The following is a 15,642-nucleotide window of genomic DNA, read 5'->3' as shown; positions in this document are numbered from 1 at the left end:
CTCCTTACCCGCGCGTTTTGCCGCCGGCAATGTTAGTGGTTACTCCGGTGATATAGCTGGCGCGTTCAGACAGCAGATAACAAACAAAATCAGCCACTTCCGCTAATCTTCCGGAACGCCCAATAGGAATGGAATTTTTGGTGTAGCCTTCCCGCAACTGTTCGACGGTGATATTGCGCGTCCACGCCAGCGCTTCTTCATATTCCGGCGTGCGCAGCCCGGTTTTTTCCAGAATTCCCGGCGCGATACCGACCACACGGATACCGTGTTTACCCAGCTCTTTCGACCAGGAGCGCGTGAAACTATTGAGCGCGGCTTTGGTCGCGGCGTAGCAGCTTTGGCCTTCTGAGCCTTCCAGCCCACTTTCCGAGGAGACATTCACAATCACCCCATCATGTTGTTTGACCATCTGTCTCGCCACTGCCTGCGACATCAGAAAAACGCCTTTCTGGTTGATATTGACCATTTTTTCGAATGCGGCTTCGTTGAGTTCATACTGTCCGGCAGGCGCTTTCTCATCGACCAGCAGACGCGGGAAGTTGACCCCGGCGTTATTGACCAGACCGTCGATGCGACCAAAACGCTGAATAATTTCCGCTACCGTATGATTTACCTCTTTGGCGCTGGAAATATCGGTCGGCCAGAACTGATAACCTTTATGACTTTCATATTGACCATCGCCACCGTGAATATCGACCATCTGTACATTCGCGCCTTGTGCTAATAATTCATCCACAATCGCCAGACCAATACCGGATGCGCCACCGGTGACAATAATGATTTTATCCTGCAAATTTAACCACGTTTGCATAACAGACTCCTGATTTTAGGTAATAGAGGCCCGCCGTAATTTTTTATTACGGTAAACATCGGGAAGATTTTTATTTCAGTAATAGTTCCGCTGTGCTGCTATTCGTTACCAGACAATTAATATATTTTCCACGCAGTGCGCCAATAATTCCGCTATATTTCTCTTCACCTATAGCAATACCAATGGAATACCGCGCCTGCTTTAATTTATTCATTTCGATAGAGAGCGTTTTTTCGCTCATATTCGTTTCAACCATTGCGCCGTGAATATCAAAAAAGCGCGAGCAAATATCACCGGCAACCTGACGGGCATTCAGGTCGTCACTCTCTTCGCCGCCATAAAATGCATGCCAGTTGGCGCCATCGCGAATAGCCGGTGAGCCAATCCCCACCAGGGCGACATCCAGATTATCCCAGTAGGCTGAGATGGTTTTAAAGTGCTGAGACTGCATGATCCCATTACGAATTAAGGGGTTATCCAGCAGAGCTGGAAAATCTGCGAGATGCGATTCCCCTTTCAGCTTTGCCGCCGCGCTGTAGGTTAATGTGTTTACGTGATAGCGGCTTTCGAGTTTACCGGACGGGCCGCCAATAATCGGCACGCAAATTAACTGCCGCGATTGCCCCGCCTGCGTCAAGTTTTCAACCAGTGCGCTCACCGCGCGGCCCCAGGAAAAACCAACAATATCACCAGGTTCCAGCAAACGATCTAACAATTGCGCGCCGTGTAACCCCATTACCGCCAACTGAGCGTCTTCCTCTTCATCGCGCCCTGATACCACCACAGCTTCTTTCAGACCAAACTTTTGCTTCAGTTGCTGCTCCAGCCAGAGGTTTTCGTTGTAGTCATAGTTGATGGCGATGGTGACAATTCCCTGTTCGCGGCCCCGTTTAAGTAAGCGGCTGATGGTGGTCCGATAAATACCCAGTTCGCGGGCGATTTGCGCCTGCGTCATGTCCTGTTCGTAATAGAGTTGGGCAATCTTCACAATCAAACGGATATCGTCACTGTTTTCCATCGCCGCCTCCTGATTTTGCACATTTGTGCAAATATGCTTTTTAACCGCTTGATCTGATATAACTCCATCATGGTGACCTTTAAAAGCGATTTTTCACTCTTTGTTTGGGTTGAAATGGCGCTTTATCTTGCACATTTGTTTCTTTGCGTAGCAGTCATCAGCACAGGTGTGCAGAGATTCGTAATAGGTTGATTATCCTGGTTTTCGCCAGGCAAATTTGCATCAGGCTTCTGGTGACACTTTTGTGATAAAAGGCGCGGCAGATCACATTTAATTTCGACGTTGCCGCATAACCCTGTTTTTCCCCGCTAAGAGGTACGGTATATTCCGCGTTTTACAGGAGAATTTATGCTGCCCGACTCATCAGTCCGTTTAAATAAATACATCAGCGAAAGCGGAATTTGCTCACGCCGCGAAGCGGATCGCTACATCGAGCAAGGCAATGTGTTCCTTAATGGCAAGCGTGCCACCATTGGCGATCAGGTGAAACCCGGCGACGTTGTAAAAGTAAACGGTCAGTTGATTGAGCCTCGGGAAGCCGAAGATTTGGTTCTTATCGCCCTGAACAAGCCCGTCGGTATTGTCAGCACCACCGAAGATGGCGAGCGCGATAACATTGTCGATTTCGTTAACCACAGCAAACGCGTGTTCCCGATTGGTCGCCTGGATAAAGATTCCCAGGGGCTGATTTTCCTCACCAACCACGGCGATCTGGTGAATAAGATCCTCCGCGCGGGTAACGATCATGAGAAAGAATATCTGGTGACGGTCGATAAACCGATTACCGAGGAGTTTATTCGCGGCATGAGTGCGGGGGTGCCAATCCTCGGGACAGTGACTAAAAAGTGCAAAGTCAAAAAAGAAGCGCCGTTTGTCTTCCGCATTACCCTGGTGCAGGGGCTGAACCGTCAGATCCGTCGCATGTGCGAGCACTTTGGCTACGAAGTGAAAAAGCTGGAACGTACGCGCATTATGAACGTCAGCTTAAGCGGCATTCCGCTGGGAGAATGGCGCGATTTAACCGACGACGAGCTTATCGATCTCTTTAAGCTCATTGAAAATTCCTCTTCCGAGGCGAAGCCCAAAGCGAAGGCCAAACCGAAAACGGCAGGCATCAAACGCCCGGTGGTGAAGGTAGAAAAAACGGCGGAGAAAGGTGGCCGCCCGGCATCAAACGGCAAGCGTTTCGCCTCGCCGGGGCGGAAGAAAAAAGGTCGTTAATCAGCGTTTGCCGCGCGTCGACGTATTTGCCGACCAACTGAATGACGCTTCAGGATCCGGTTTATAAGCCTGCTTTTTCTTCAACTGGCGGGCTTTTTTCGCTTCAGCCTCACGCTCAACCATTAATTTATCGATGTACTCTTTCTTAATGCTGTTGGTTTCGGCGTTGGTCAGCACGCGACCATGTGCAATACGCGCGCGATCCAGCAGCGTCTTCAGTTCGCGCTGTTCACGCTCAGTCATCTCTTTTTGAGTAATACGGGGGAGTGCCATGATGGTGCCCTCAGTTAATCGGATAGTTCAGTGTACGGGAATTTATTTGCAAGCAGAACTGATAAGATTCATTTGCCTTCTCTTTATTTTTATCTGCTTAGATAATTGGCGATAAATACAGATAAAAATTTAACGAAAATAAATGACCGCTAACTTATAAAATTTAATTAATTCTTTGTTATTCAATACGTTAAAGTTGTAATTTTACTTCTGGCCTGTTTCTCGCAATAACGCTATCTCATTGATAACATCTCTGTTTTCAGTGGTCTTGTTCGGGGTAGTTAATATCAAAGGATGAGTCAAATGCCATTAAATGGAGTCAGTGCTGCGATGCGTGAACGGGTATCGCAGCAGTTAAAGGAAATTGAACGTCGCTATGGCGTGAAAGTGCTGTACGCCTGCGAATCGGGGAGTCGCGGCTGGGGATTTGCTTCGCCCGACAGCGATTACGATGTGCGGTTTTTGTATGTTCATCCGCTGGAATGGTATCTGCGGGTAGAGTCACCACGCGATGTTATCGAACTGCCTATCGACGACGAGTTAGATGTTTCCGGTTGGGAATGGCGCAAAGCGCTGGGATTGCTGAAAGGTGCGAACCCGACGCTAATTGAATGGCTGGATTCACCGGTGGTCTATCAGCAAGATGAAGAGACGATAACGGCGCTTAAGGCAATGGTCCCAACGTGGTTTTCTCCGTTGCGTGCGCGCTGGCATTACTATTCGATGGCGCAGAAAAACTTCCGCGGCTATTTGCAGGGCGATGAAGTTCGGCTGAAAAAATACTTTTATGTGCTGCGTCCGCTGCTGGCCGTGCGCTGGGTCGAAGCGGGAAAAGGCGTACCGCCAATGCGTTTTTCCGAATTGCTGGTGGGAAGTGAGTTGGATGCGGCCTTACGCGCAGAAATAGATGAGTTGCTGGAACGTAAACAGCGTGCGGGTGAAGCGGAATATGGCCCACGCCGTCCATTGCTACATGCGTTTATCCATGCGGAACTGGCGCGTGGGGAAATTCCGCCTGTGTTACCGGATAGTAGGGATGGTGATGCCAGGGAGCTGGATAGGTTGTTGATGGCGACAGTGATGGGAGAATAAATTCGGCCCGGCAAGTATCATCCGGGCCGCACTGTTTTTACTCAAACAAATTACTATGCAGTTTCTGCACCACCTGTTCCGCATCTTCGCCTGGCACCAGGAAGCACAGGTTATGACTGGAAGCGCCGTAGCAAATCATGCGAATGTTGAACGGTTCAAGTACGCCAAACACCTCTTTGCCAACACCACAGGCTTTTGACAGGTCGTTACCAATCAGAGCCACCAGCGCCAGGCCTTCTTCCACTTCTACCCGGCACAGAGCTGAAAGCTCCATCAGCAGCGATTGTGTCAGCAACGTATCGCCAGTTGACGTTGAACCGGTAGTGTCGAGAGTTAATGCCACGCTCACTTCTGACGTAGTAATTAAATCCACCGAAATATTATGCCGTGCGAGAATGCCGAAAACCTCCGCGAGGAAGCCGCGAGAATGCAGCATATTCAGGCTATGCAGGGTTAATAGCGTTTGTTTGCGACGCAGAGCCAGCGCACGAAACAACGGCGGATTTTCGGTTTTATTACACACCAAAGTACCGCCAGCACGCGGATCTTTGCTTGAACCGACAAACACCGGGATATCGCTGCGAACTGCAGGCAGTAAGGTTGCCGGATGAAGTACTTTGGCACCAAAGGTTGCCATTTCAGCTGCTTCTTCAAAGGCGATTTCATCAATTCGTTTGGCATCAGGCACGACGCGTGGGTCGGTAGTATAAATCCCCGGCACATCTGTCCAGATATCGACGCGAGCAGCGTTTAACGCTTCTGCCAATAGTGCCGCCGTGTAGTCACTACCGCCGCGACCAAGCGTTGTGGTGCGCCCTTTACTTTCACTGCCAATAAAGCCCTGGGTGATGACTAAACCTTCGCTGAGACGTGGGGTTAGTTGCAGCGCAGACAGTTCTGCCAGCGCAGCAATATCTGGCTCCGCGCGGCCAAAGCGATCGTTTGTGCGCATCACTTTACGCACATCGAACCACTGGGCCTGAACATTGCGTTCACGCAGAATCTCCACAAACAGCAGGGTAGACATCAGTTCGCCGTGGCTGACCAGTTCATCAGTTAGTGCTGGAGAGGTTGCCAGTGCAGCAGCTTCGGCCAGGACGGTAATGTTCTCCAGCAAACGTTCAATCTCTTCACGGATGACGTTCGGGTAACGCAGGCGCTCCAGAATGGCGAACTGAATATTGCGAATGGCATCGAGTTTTTCGAAACGCTCAACCGGTTCCAGACCTTCAGCCAGTGCAACCAACAGATTGGTAATGCCCGCAGAAGCAGAAAGCACAACTAAACGCACATTCACATCAGAAAGCACAATGTCGGCGCTGCGGTTCATGGCGTCGAAATCAGCCACGCTAGTACCACCAAATTTGGAGACAACAATATCGGGCATAACAACCTCGTGTCAGGGAATGAAAGAAGCGACCTTGGCACAAAGGCAAAACAGAAACCGGTGCAGGCGCAGACCGTATTTATAAATAAAAGGTGTAGGGGAGTGTGTCAACGCTGGGATTATGCGGATTATTCATGCAGCGGGCGTGGTCAGAAATTGTGCTTATAACGTCTACACTTTTTATCCTCTTCAGTGGTTAGCTGAGCTAACGGCACTAAAACCATCACATTTTTCTGTGACTGGCGCTACAATCTTCCACAGTCACAATTCTCAATATCAGAAGAGTATTGCTAATGAAAAACATCAATCCAACGCAGACCGCGGCCTGGCAGGCACTACAGAAACACTTCGATGAAATGAAAGACGTTACGATCGCCGATCTTTTTGCTAAAGACGGCGATCGTTTTTCTAAGTTCTCCGCAACCTTCGACGATCAGATGCTGGTGGATTACTCCAAAAACCGCATCACTGAAGAGACGCTGGCGAAATTACAGGATCTGGCGAAAGAGTGCGATCTGGCGGGCGCGATTAAGTCGATGTTCTCTGGCGAGAAGATCAACCGCACCGAAAACCGTGCCGTACTGCACGTGGCGCTGCGTAACCGTAGCAATACCCCGATTCTGGTTGATGGCAAAGATGTTATGCCGGAAGTCAACGCGGTGCTGGAGAAGATGAAAACCTTCTCAGAAGCGATTATTTCTGGTGAGTGGAAGGGTTATACCGGCAAAGCAATCACTGACGTGGTGAACATTGGGATCGGCGGTTCTGACCTCGGCCCGTACATGGTGACTGAAGCACTGCGCCCTTACAAAAACCACCTGAACATGCACTTTGTTTCTAACGTTGATGGCACTCACATCGCGGAAGTGCTGAAAAAAGTAAACCCAGAAACCACGCTGTTCCTGGTAGCATCTAAAACCTTCACTACTCAGGAAACCATGACCAACGCCCATAGCGCGCGTGACTGGTTCCTGAAAGCGGCAGGTGATGAAAAACACGTTGCGAAACACTTTGCGGCGCTCTCCACCAATGCCAAAGCCGTTGGCGAGTTTGGTATTGATACCGCCAACATGTTCGAGTTCTGGGACTGGGTCGGCGGTCGTTACTCCCTGTGGTCAGCGATTGGTCTGTCGATTGTTCTCTCTATCGGCTTTGATAATTTCGTTGAACTGCTTTCTGGCGCACACGCGATGGACAAGCATTTCTCCACTACGCCTGCCGAGAAAAATCTGCCTGTACTGCTGGCGCTGATTGGCATCTGGTACAACAATTTCTTTGGCGCGGAAACTGAAGCGATTCTGCCGTATGACCAGTATATGCACCGTTTTGCGGCGTACTTCCAGCAGGGCAATATGGAATCCAACGGTAAGTATGTTGACCGTAACGGTAACGTAGTGGATTACCAGACTGGCCCGATTATCTGGGGTGAACCAGGCACTAACGGTCAGCATGCGTTCTACCAGCTGATCCACCAGGGAACCAAAATGGTACCGTGCGATTTCATCGCTCCGGCTATCACCCATAACCCGCTCTCTGATCATCACCAGAAACTGCTGTCTAACTTCTTCGCTCAGACCGAAGCACTGGCGTTTGGTAAATCCCGTGAAGTGGTTGAGCAGGAATATCGCGATCAGGGTAAAGATCCGGCAACGCTTGACTACGTGGTGCCGTTCAAAGTGTTCGAAGGTAACCGCCCGACCAACTCTATCCTGCTGCGCGAAATCACTCCGTTCAGCCTGGGTGCGTTGATTGCGCTGTATGAGCACAAAATCTTTACTCAGGGCGTGATCCTGAACATCTTCACCTTCGACCAGTGGGGCGTTGAACTGGGTAAACAGCTGGCGAACCGTATTCTGCCAGAGCTGAAAGATGATAAAGAAATCAGCAGCCACGATAGCTCGACCAATGGTCTGATTAACCGCTATAAAGCGTGGCGCGGTTAATCATCGTGCATGCATGATGCCGATATGTACATCGTATTCGGCAATTAATACATAGCACGATTGATTAAATAGCCTTAATAACAATGCCGACTATAAGTCGGCATTGTTTTATCAGATAAATCCCCTTGTCGGAGATTTAACGAAAATCATACCGTGAGGTTAATCCTAAAATAGATTTTTAGTCTGTAATGATTTCGGAAAATACGCAGATCAATCACTTTTTGTTTTATTTTAACTTAATGATTTTTAATCTTATTTATATATAAGTTAAAGCTTATATTTGATATTCATTCCAATTATCCTAAAACCCCATCACTAATTCCCCGCGCCGTAATTCGCATGCTTTAGTTGTGTATACTCGATCCCGCCCGAAATGTTTTTGGGTAAATCTCCATTCATTCAATGAAGGGAAATTGTTATGAAAAAAGTTCTGTATGGCATTTTTGCCATATCTGCGCTTGCGGCGACTTCTGCGTGGGCTGCACCTGTACAGGTGGGCGAAGCGGCAGGGTCGGCAGCAACGTCGGTTTCAGCGGGTAGTTCCTCCGCGACCAGCGTCAGCACCGTAAGCTCGGCGGTGGGTGTCGCGCTCGCGGCAACCGGTGGGGGTGATGGTTCTAATACCGGGACCACCACAACCACGACCACCAGTACCCAGTAATAACGTATGTATCCCCAAAATAATTCAGTATGACGGGGATTAACCATAACCACACTCCGGTGTGGTTATTCTGCCCCTCTGGAGAAGAGTCGTGAAGCGACCTGCACTCATTCTTATCTGCCTGTTATTACAGGCCTGTTCAGCCACGACTAAAGAGCTGGGCAATTCATTGTGGGACAGTCTGTTCGGCACGCCAGGCGTACAGCTGACGGACGATGATATTCAAAATATGCCCTACGCCAGCCAGTACATGCAGCTTAATGGCGGGCCGCAGTTATTTGTGGTGCTGGCCTTCGCTGAAGACGGACAAAAAAAATGGGTCACTCAGGATCAGGCCACTCTCGTCACACAACATGGTCGTCTGGTGAAGACTTTGCTTGGCGGCGACAACCTGATTGAAGTGAATAACCTTGTCGCCGACCCGCTGATTAAACCCGCACAAATTGTTGATGGTGCAACATGGACGCGCACGATGGGCTGGACTGAGTACCAGCAGGTACGCTACGCCACCGCACGCTCAGTCTTCAAATGGGATGGCACCGATACCGTTAAAGTCGGCAGCGATGAAACCCCGGTTCGTGTGCTGGACGAAGAAGTCTCCACCGACCAGGCGCGCTGGCATAACCGCTACTGGATCGACAGCGAAGGGCAAATTCGCCAGTCGGAACAGTATATTGGCGCGGATTATTTCCCGGTGAAAACCACTCTCATCAAGGCGGCAAAACAATGATTAAACAAACTATTGTCGCGTTGCTTTTGAGTGCGGGGGCGTCATCAGTCTTCGCGGCGGGAACCGTCAAGGTGTTCAGCAATGGCAGCAGTGAGGCCAAAACGCTGACGGGCGCAGAGCATTTAATCGATCTGGTAGGCCAACCGCGGCTGGCAAACAGCTGGTGGACTGGTGCGGTGATCAGCGAAGAGCTGGCAACGGCGGCAGCATTGCGTCAGCAGCAGGCGTTGCTGACACGGCTGGCAGAACTAACCGCAGACTCCAGCGCTGACGATGCCGCTGCGATTAACGCCTTACGCCAGCAAATTCAGGCGTTGAAAGTGACGGGCAGGCAAAAAATCAATCTTGATCCCGATATCGTGCGCGTTGCCGAACGCGCTAACCCACCGTTGCAGGGCAACTACACGCTGTGGGTCGGACCACCGCCGTCCACGGTCACGTTGTTCGGGCTTGTCAGCCGTCCTGGCAATCAGCCATTCACTCCAGGTCGCGACGTGGCGAGCTATCTCTCTGACCAGAGCCTGCTTAGCGGTGCGGATCGTAGCTACGCGTGGGTGGTTTACCCGGACGGACGCACGCAAAAAGCGCCGGTGGCTTACTGGAACAAGCGTCACGTAGAGCCGATGCCCGGCAGCATTATTTATGTTGGCCTCGCAGACTCCGTCTGGAGTGAGACGCCTGATGCCCTTAACGCCGACATTCTTCAGACTCTGACGCAGCGGATACCTCAATAATGAAAAAAAGACATCTGCTTAGCTTACTGGCGCTGGGCATTAGCACAGCTTGCTACGGCGAAACATATCCTGCGCCCATTGGTCCGTCGCAGTCGGATTTCGGTGGCGTCGGTTTATTACAAACGCCCACGGCTCGCATGGCGCGGGAAGGGGAGTTGAGTCTGAACTATCGCGATAACGATCAGTACCGTTATTACTCAGCTTCAGTGCAACTCTTCCCGTGGCTGGAAACGACGCTGCGTTACACCGACGTGCGCACCCGGCAGTACAGCAGCGTCGAAGCGTTCTCTGGTGATCAAACGTATAAAGATAAAGCCTTCGATCTCAAACTGCGTTTGTGGGAAGAGAGTTACTGGCTGCCGCAAGTGGCGGTTGGTGCGCGGGATATCGGCGGTACGGGGCTGTTTGATGCGGAATATCTTGTTGCCAGCAAAGCCTGGGGACCGTTCGATTTTACGCTCGGCCTGGGCTGGGGATATTTGGGCACCAGCGGTAATGTGAAAAATCCGCTCTGTTCAGCCAGTGATAAATATTGCTATCGCGATAACAGCTACAAACAGGCGGGATCTATCGACGGTAGCCAGATGTTCCACGGTCCTGCCTCACTGTTTGGCGGCGTGGAATACCAGACGCCCTGGCAACCGCTGCGCCTGAAACTGGAGTATGAAGGCAATAATTATCAGCAGGATTTTGCCGGTAAGCTGGAGCAAAAAAGTAAGTTTAACGTCGGGGCGATTTATCGCGTTACCGATTGGGCCGACGTTAACCTTAGCTATGAACGTGGCAACACCTTTATGTTTGGCGTCACGCTGCGCACCAACTTTAACGATCTGCGCCCGTCTTACAACGATAACGCCCGCCCGCAATATCAACCGCAGCCGCAGGATGCCATTTTGCAGCACTCGGTGGTGGCGAATCAGTTAACGTTGCTGAAATACAACGCCGGACTTGCCGATCCGCAGATCCAGGCGAAAGGCGATACGCTGTATGTTACCGGCGAGCAGGTGAAATATCGTGATTCGCGCGAAGGGATCATCCGTGCTAATCGGATCGTGATGAACGATCTGCCGGATGGGATCAAAACGATCCGCATTACGGAGAATCGCCTTAACATGCCACAGGTGACGACGGAAACCGATGTCGCCAGCCTGAAAAATCATCTCGCCGGAGAGCCGTTGGGCCACGAAACGAAGCTGGCGCAAAAACGCGTCGAGCCGGTGGTTCCGAAGTCCACCGAGCAGGGCTGGTATATCGACAAATCGCGCTTTGATTTCCATATCGATCCAGTGCTGAACCAGTCGGTCGGTGGCCCGGAAAACTTTTACATGTATCAGCTGGGCGTGATGGGAACGGCAGATTTGTGGCTGACGGACCATCTGCTGACCACCGGCAGCCTGTTTGCTAACCTGGCTAACAACTACGACAAGTTTAACTACACCAATCCGCCGCAGGACTCGCACTTACCGCGCGTTCGTACCCATGTGCGCGAGTATGTGCAGAACGATGTCTATGTGAATAACCTGCAAGCCAACTACTTCCAGCATCTGGGCAACGGCTTCTACGGTCAGGTCTATGGAGGTTATCTCGAAACCATGTTTGGCGGTGCGGGGGCAGAAGTGTTGTATCGTCCGCTGGACAGCAACTGGGCGTTTGGTCTGGATGCCAACTACGTTAAACAGCGCGACTGGCGTAGTGCAAAAGATATGATGAAATTCACCGACTACAGCGTGAAAACCGGACATCTGACCGCGTACTGGACGCCATCTTTCGCTCAGGATGTGTTAGTGAAAGCGAGCGTCGGGCAGTATCTGGCGGGCGATAAAGGCGGCACGCTGGAGATCGCTAAACGCTTTGACAGCGGCGTGGTGGTTGGCGGCTATGCCACGATCACCAACGTTTCGAAAGAGGAGTACGGCGAAGGGGACTTCACCAAAGGTGTGTATGTCTCTGTACCGCTGGATCTCTTCTCGTCTGGCCCGACACGTAGCCGTGCGGCAATTGGCTGGACGCCGCTGACGCGTGACGGGGGTCAGCAACTTGGGCGTAAGTTCCAGTTGTATGATATGACCAGCGACCGTAGCGTGAATTTCCGCTAAGTCATGGGAAAGGTGCCAGTTTTCGCAATCACTGGCACCCTCATTCTTAATGGCCTGTTGAGCCATCAGGAACGCAGTTCACCCCTGGTTTGCGATCTGGTGTGTAAAGGCGAAAACATTCTGTCTTCCTGTCCGTCGATATGGGTTGCAGGTCTGGTTGCCTGAGCGACTGGGCCATCATTGGGCTGGAGACATTGCTTTGCGGTAGGTCGGCTTTATCAGCAGTACCGAGCGGACCGGCATAAGCAGGAAGAACAGAGACTGATAACATCAAAGCAGCAAAATAAGGCTTCATTTTTACCACCTTTATCAGGTTACGTTTCATTTGTTCCAGAGGAACATTGTCGATTTTTCGCGCATTATTGGTGGCTGAGAATCACCTGAATGGGTGATTTTTTGGACTGTGTGTTTTGCCAGATGCGACGTTGATGGGAGATGCCCACTTAATTGAGCTGAACAAAACATACACAAAAAATATAGATCTCCGTCACATTTTTACGTTATACAGGAAGCTCGCCACTGTGAAGGAGGTACTGCTATGACGTCACTCTCTCGCCCGCGCGTGGAGTTTATCTCCACCATTTTGCAGACCGTACTCAATCTTGGCCTGCTGTGTCTCGGCCTGATTTTGGTTGTCTTCCTTGGCAAAGAAACGGTGCATCTGGCTGATGTGCTGTTCGCGCCAGAACAAACCAGCAAATATGAGCTGGTGGAAGGACTGGTGGTTTACTTTCTCTATTTCGAATTTATCGCGCTGATTGTGAAGTACTTTCAGTCCGGTTTTCACTTCCCGCTACGTTACTTTGTCTATATCGGGATCACCGCCATTGTGCGCTTGATCATCGTCGATCATAAATCGCCGCTGGATGTGTTGATCTACTCGGCTGCGATCCTGTTGCTGGTGATCACCCTGTGGTTATGTAATTCGAAACGGCTGAAGCGGGAGTAAAAAAGAGGCGCTCCGAAGAGCGCCGAATAACAGTCACAAGTTAGGATAACGTAAGTTGAGGGTCTAGCGGCATAACATTGGCAGAACAACATCTTTAACCTTTCACACCACCTGCCGTCAGGCCGTTAACCAGCCAGCGTTGAGCCAGCAAGAAGACGATGGTGATGGGTAATGCAGACATCACGGCAGCGGCAGCAAAGTCGCCCCACAGGTAGTTTTGCGGGTTGAGGTATTGCTGCATACCCACGGCCAGGGTGTAACTGTTCACGTCACGCAGTAACAACGACGCGACCGGAACTTCGGTAATGGCAGCGATAAACGACAGGATGAACACCACCGCCAGAATCGGTACAGATAATGGCAACAGGACGAGGCGGAAGGCCTGCCACGGTGTCGCACCATCCAGCGCTGCTGCTTCTTCCAGCGAGCTATCGATGGTTTCGAAATAGCCTTTAATCGTCCAGACGTGCAGCGCAATCCCCCCCAGGTACGCGAAGATCACGCCGCCGTGAGTATTCAGGCCGATGAACGGAATGTATTCACCCAGACGATCAAACAACGCATACAACGCCACCAGTGAGAGTACTGCCGGGAACATCTGGAAAATCAGCATCCCTTTCAGCAGCGTCGCTTTGCCAGGGAAGCGCATACGGGCGAAGGCATAAGCGCAGGTGGTGGAGAGCGCCACAATACCAATCGCGGAAATACCGGCGACCTTCACCGAGTTCCACAGCCACAGCAGTACCGGGAATGGCGGTGGCGTAATGCGGCCATCAGCCTGTTCAACGCTAAAACCTAACGCCAGTTTCCAGTGATCCCACGAGATTTGCTCCGGGATCAGGCTACCGGTCGCGAAGTTCCCCTGGCGCAGCGAGATGGCGACGACCATCAGCAGCGGGAACATAATTGCCGCGATAAAAAGTAGTAGTAGCAGGTGAGTAATAAACAAACGTGCTTTTTGCGATTTCGGTTGGACCATTGCCATTTTGTTATCTCCCTTAATCAAACTTCATTCGCGTGGCTTTCAGGTTCACAATCGCCAGCGCACCGACCAGCAGGAAGATCAGCGTGGCAATCGCCGCCGCCAGACCGAAGTCCTGACCCCCGCCGCCTTCAAAGGCGATACGGTAGGTGTAGTTAACGAGCAGGTCGGTATAACCGGCTGGCGTGGTCGTGCCAAGACGATCCGGGCCGCCGTTGGTCAACAGTTGAATCAGCACGAAGTTATTAAAGTTAAAGGCGAAGCTGGCGATCATCAGCGGTGTGAGCGGCTTAATCAGCAGCGGTAGCGTAATCTTAAAGAAGTTCTGGAACGGGCCTGCGCCATCCATCGCTGAGGCCTCATACAGATCGTCGGGAATCGCTTTCAGTAAGCCCATGCAGAGGATCATCATATACGGATAACCCAGCCAGGTGTTGACGATAATCAGCATCGTTCTGGCGGTGGTTGGATCGCTGAACCAGGCGGGCTTCACACCAAACAGCGCGCTCAACATCATGTTGATTTCACCAAAGCTCTGGTTGAACAATCCTTTGAAAATCAAAATTGAAATAAACGATGGCACCGCGTAGGGCAGAATCAGCAGGACGCGATAGACAGCTTTGCCGCGTAACGCTTCCCACTGCACCAGACACGCCAGCACCATGCCGACCGCCACCGTTAAAAAGACGGTGATAAGTGAGAACACTACGGTCCAGACGAAAATTGCAAGGAACGGTTTTTGGATCCCTTCGTCGGTGAAGACGCGGGTAAAGTTTTTCCAGCCAGTAGTCACGGTATAACCCGGGCTGAGTTTTTCGTCACCCCAGTTGCCGTCAGCAGTGATGGACTGGTAAAAACCAATCTGGTCGTTTGGACGATATTTTACGCCACTCTGGTTATTGGTCAGCGTACCGTCATCGCCTAATGTGTACAGCGGCTGAGTGCCGGAGAACTGGCGCAGGGAGCTCATCATCACTTTGTTGCCATCCGGCAGAATGGCGGTAATGTTGCTCAGGGCTTGACGATTCTGGGTAATCACGCGCAGATTCGCACGCTCGCCTTCAGGCTGCGTGGCGCTTTCTTTCAGTTGCAGTTTTTGCTCGCCGCCAAATTTAAAGGCGTCGGAGAGATAATTTTTGCCGGTTTCGCCGTCGGTGAGCGCCAGTTGCCACTCATCACCAGCGGGATAAAGACCAAAGTTATAGGTTTTCCCTGCCTGCCAGGCGCGGTCCAACAGAACTTCCTGAGCGCGTTCAAAGGTAAGCTGGTTGGTGCTGCTGTAGTTGGTGAAGGCGATGGCGATGGTGCAGACCAGAGGGAAGAGGACGAATAGCCCCATCCCGGCCATTCCCGGGTAGACATAGCGCCAGGCGTAGGCTTTACGATTGGCGAAAATATAGAGCCCCGCTGAGCTCAAAATTAGCGTGGTAATGGCGAACAGGTATTCCCCTTGTGCGTACATTAAAACAACAAGGTAACCCACCAGCAGGCCGAGCAGACCTAACACTGACCATTTCAGCGCGTCGCTTTGCCACCAATGTTTCTTTTTAATGACATCCATGGGGTTCTTCCTCATTCCAGGACAGATAAGGCGTTTACGCCGCATCCGGCAACAACTGCCTGATGCGACGCTGGTGCGTCTTATCAGGCCTACATACGTTTCGGCTTCGTAGGCCGGATAAGGCGTTTACGCCGCATCCGGCAACAACTGCCTGATGCGACGCTGGTGCGTCTTATCAGGCCTA

General features: G+C 51.3%; 15 protein-coding genes. 8 read left to right on the top strand and 7 right to left on the bottom strand.

The annotated features are described in order from the left end of the window. Nucleotides 1–4: 4 nt before the first annotated feature. Both FEK50_RS16545 and FEK50_RS16540 read right to left on the bottom strand, forming a co-directional pair. On the bottom strand, nt 5–811 hold the full coding sequence (locus FEK50_RS16545) for an SDR family oxidoreductase (RefSeq protein WP_131162352.1): 807 nt from the start codon (nt 809–811) through the stop codon (nt 5–7). Between the two features lie 70 nt (nt 812–881). Further along, nucleotides 882–1,829, bottom strand: a complete 948-nt coding sequence (locus tag FEK50_RS16540) for a sugar-binding transcriptional regulator (protein ID WP_130259460.1) — start codon at nt 1,827–1,829, stop codon at nt 882–884. A gap of 348 nt (nt 1,830–2,177) precedes the next feature. Between FEK50_RS16540 and rluF the strand changes: the two genes are divergently transcribed. Beyond that, a complete protein-coding gene (gene rluF / locus FEK50_RS16535) occupies nt 2,178–3,050 on the top strand; it encodes a 23S rRNA pseudouridine(2604) synthase RluF (RefSeq protein ID WP_130218604.1) in 873 nt (290 codons plus the stop codon). Here the strand turns inward: rluF and FEK50_RS16530 are convergent, their stop codons facing one another. Next, on the bottom strand, nt 3,051–3,323 hold the full coding sequence (locus tag FEK50_RS16530) for a DUF3811 domain-containing protein (RefSeq protein WP_001207629.1): 273 nt from the start codon (nt 3,321–3,323) through the stop codon (nt 3,051–3,053). It abuts the gene before it with no gap. Between the two features lie 303 nt (nt 3,324–3,626). On the opposite strand from FEK50_RS16530, the gene FEK50_RS16525 reads away from it, so the two are divergent. Continuing rightward, the gene (locus tag FEK50_RS16525; RefSeq protein ID WP_131162351.1) at nt 3,627–4,415 is read left to right on the top strand and encodes a nucleotidyltransferase domain-containing protein; all 789 of its coding nucleotides are present in this window, start codon (nt 3,627–3,629) and stop codon (nt 4,413–4,415) included. Between the two features lie 37 nt (nt 4,416–4,452). Here the strand turns inward: FEK50_RS16525 and lysC are convergent, their stop codons facing one another. Next, entirely contained in the window at nt 4,453–5,802 is a 1,350-nt protein-coding gene (lysC, locus tag FEK50_RS16520; RefSeq protein ID WP_130224367.1) for a lysine-sensitive aspartokinase 3, read from the bottom strand. A gap of 293 nt (nt 5,803–6,095) precedes the next feature. Here lysC and pgi point away from each other — a divergent pair, with 293 nt between their 5' ends. The 5 genes from pgi (at nt 6,096) to FEK50_RS16495 (ending at nt 11,966) form a co-directional block, all read left to right on the top strand. Beyond that, on the top strand, nt 6,096–7,745 hold the full coding sequence (gene pgi / locus FEK50_RS16515; RefSeq protein WP_000789986.1) for a glucose-6-phosphate isomerase: 1,650 nt from the start codon (nt 6,096–6,098) through the stop codon (nt 7,743–7,745). A 418-nt stretch (nt 7,746–8,163) separates the two neighbouring features. Then, nucleotides 8,164–8,406: an exopolysaccharide production protein YjbE gene (gene yjbE, locus FEK50_RS16510; RefSeq protein ID WP_000757333.1), complete on the top strand. Its 243-nt coding sequence runs from the start codon at nt 8,164–8,166 to the stop codon at nt 8,404–8,406. 91 nt (nt 8,407–8,497) lie between these two features. Continuing rightward, on the top strand, nt 8,498–9,136 hold the full coding sequence (locus tag FEK50_RS16505; RefSeq protein WP_131162675.1) for a YjbF family lipoprotein: 639 nt from the start codon (nt 8,498–8,500) through the stop codon (nt 9,134–9,136). After that, entirely contained in the window at nt 9,133–9,870 is a 738-nt protein-coding gene (locus tag FEK50_RS16500) for a capsule biosynthesis GfcC family protein (RefSeq protein ID WP_131162674.1), read from the top strand. Before FEK50_RS16505 ends, FEK50_RS16500 begins: the two co-directional genes overlap by 4 nt. Next, nucleotides 9,870–11,966: a YjbH domain-containing protein gene (locus FEK50_RS16495; RefSeq protein WP_000745767.1), complete on the top strand. Its 2,097-nt coding sequence runs from the start codon at nt 9,870–9,872 to the stop codon at nt 11,964–11,966. Before FEK50_RS16500 ends, FEK50_RS16495 begins: the two co-directional genes overlap by 1 nt. Nucleotides 11,967–12,012: 46 nt before the next feature. Here FEK50_RS16495 and FEK50_RS16490 read toward each other — a convergent pair whose 3' ends face one another. After that, nucleotides 12,013–12,291: a periplasmic protein gene (locus FEK50_RS16490; protein WP_001295279.1), complete on the bottom strand. Its 279-nt coding sequence runs from the start codon at nt 12,289–12,291 to the stop codon at nt 12,013–12,015. Between the two features lie 213 nt (nt 12,292–12,504). Here FEK50_RS16490 and psiE point away from each other — a divergent pair, with 213 nt between their 5' ends. Then, a complete protein-coding gene (psiE, locus tag FEK50_RS16485) occupies nt 12,505–12,915 on the top strand; it encodes a phosphate-starvation-inducible protein PsiE (RefSeq protein WP_000202902.1) in 411 nt (136 codons plus the stop codon). A 94-nt stretch (nt 12,916–13,009) separates the two neighbouring features. Here psiE and malG read toward each other — a convergent pair whose 3' ends face one another. Together malG and malF are read right to left on the bottom strand one after the other, a co-directional pair. Continuing rightward, nucleotides 13,010–13,900, bottom strand: coding sequence for a maltose ABC transporter permease MalG (malG, locus tag FEK50_RS16480; protein WP_001252058.1), 891 nt, complete (start codon nt 13,898–13,900; stop codon nt 13,010–13,012). Nucleotides 13,901–13,913: 13 nt separating this feature from the next. Further along, a complete protein-coding gene (gene malF / locus FEK50_RS16475) occupies nt 13,914–15,458 on the bottom strand; it encodes a maltose ABC transporter permease MalF (RefSeq protein WP_131162673.1) in 1,545 nt (514 codons plus the stop codon). Nucleotides 15,459–15,642: the final 184 nt, after the last annotated feature.

The sequence above is a fragment of the Escherichia sp. E2586 genome, assembly GCF_005781105.1.
Taxonomy (GTDB): domain Bacteria; phylum Pseudomonadota; class Gammaproteobacteria; order Enterobacterales; family Enterobacteriaceae; genus Escherichia.
This window is presented reverse-complemented; position numbering and strand designations above follow the sequence as displayed.

Excerpts from the sequence above, each read along its gene's own strand:
- yjbE (WP_000757333.1), top strand. The coding sequence starts at position 8,164 with ATGAAAAAAGTTCTGTATGGCATTTTTGCCATATCTGCGCTTGCGGCG.
- FEK50_RS16500 (WP_131162674.1), top strand. The coding sequence starts at position 9,133 with ATGATTAAACAAACTATTGTCGCGTTGCTTTTGAGTGCGGGGGCGTCA.
- FEK50_RS16530 (WP_001207629.1), bottom strand. The coding sequence starts at position 3,323 with ATGGCACTCCCCCGTATTACTCAAAAAGAGATGACTGAGCGTGAACAG.
- malG (WP_001252058.1), bottom strand. The coding sequence starts at position 13,900 with ATGGCAATGGTCCAACCGAAATCGCAAAAAGCACGTTTGTTTATTACT.
- lysC (WP_130224367.1), bottom strand. The coding sequence starts at position 5,802 with ATGCCCGATATTGTTGTCTCCAAATTTGGTGGTACTAGCGTGGCTGAT.
- rluF (WP_130218604.1), top strand. The coding sequence starts at position 2,178 with ATGCTGCCCGACTCATCAGTCCGTTTAAATAAATACATCAGCGAAAGC.
- malF (WP_131162673.1), bottom strand. The coding sequence starts at position 15,458 with ATGGATGTCATTAAAAAGAAACATTGGTGGCAAAGCGACGCGCTGAAA.
- FEK50_RS16545 (WP_131162352.1), bottom strand. The coding sequence starts at position 811 with ATGCAAACGTGGTTAAATTTGCAGGATAAAATCATTATTGTCACCGGT.
- FEK50_RS16525 (WP_131162351.1), top strand. The coding sequence starts at position 3,627 with ATGCCATTAAATGGAGTCAGTGCTGCGATGCGTGAACGGGTATCGCAG.
- FEK50_RS16540 (WP_130259460.1), bottom strand. The coding sequence starts at position 1,829 with ATGGAAAACAGTGACGATATCCGTTTGATTGTGAAGATTGCCCAACTC.
- FEK50_RS16490 (WP_001295279.1), bottom strand. The coding sequence starts at position 12,291 with ATGAAACGTAACCTGATAAAGGTGGTAAAAATGAAGCCTTATTTTGCT.
- FEK50_RS16495 (WP_000745767.1), top strand. The coding sequence starts at position 9,870 with ATGAAAAAAAGACATCTGCTTAGCTTACTGGCGCTGGGCATTAGCACA.
- pgi (WP_000789986.1), top strand. The coding sequence starts at position 6,096 with ATGAAAAACATCAATCCAACGCAGACCGCGGCCTGGCAGGCACTACAG.
- psiE (WP_000202902.1), top strand. The coding sequence starts at position 12,505 with ATGACGTCACTCTCTCGCCCGCGCGTGGAGTTTATCTCCACCATTTTG.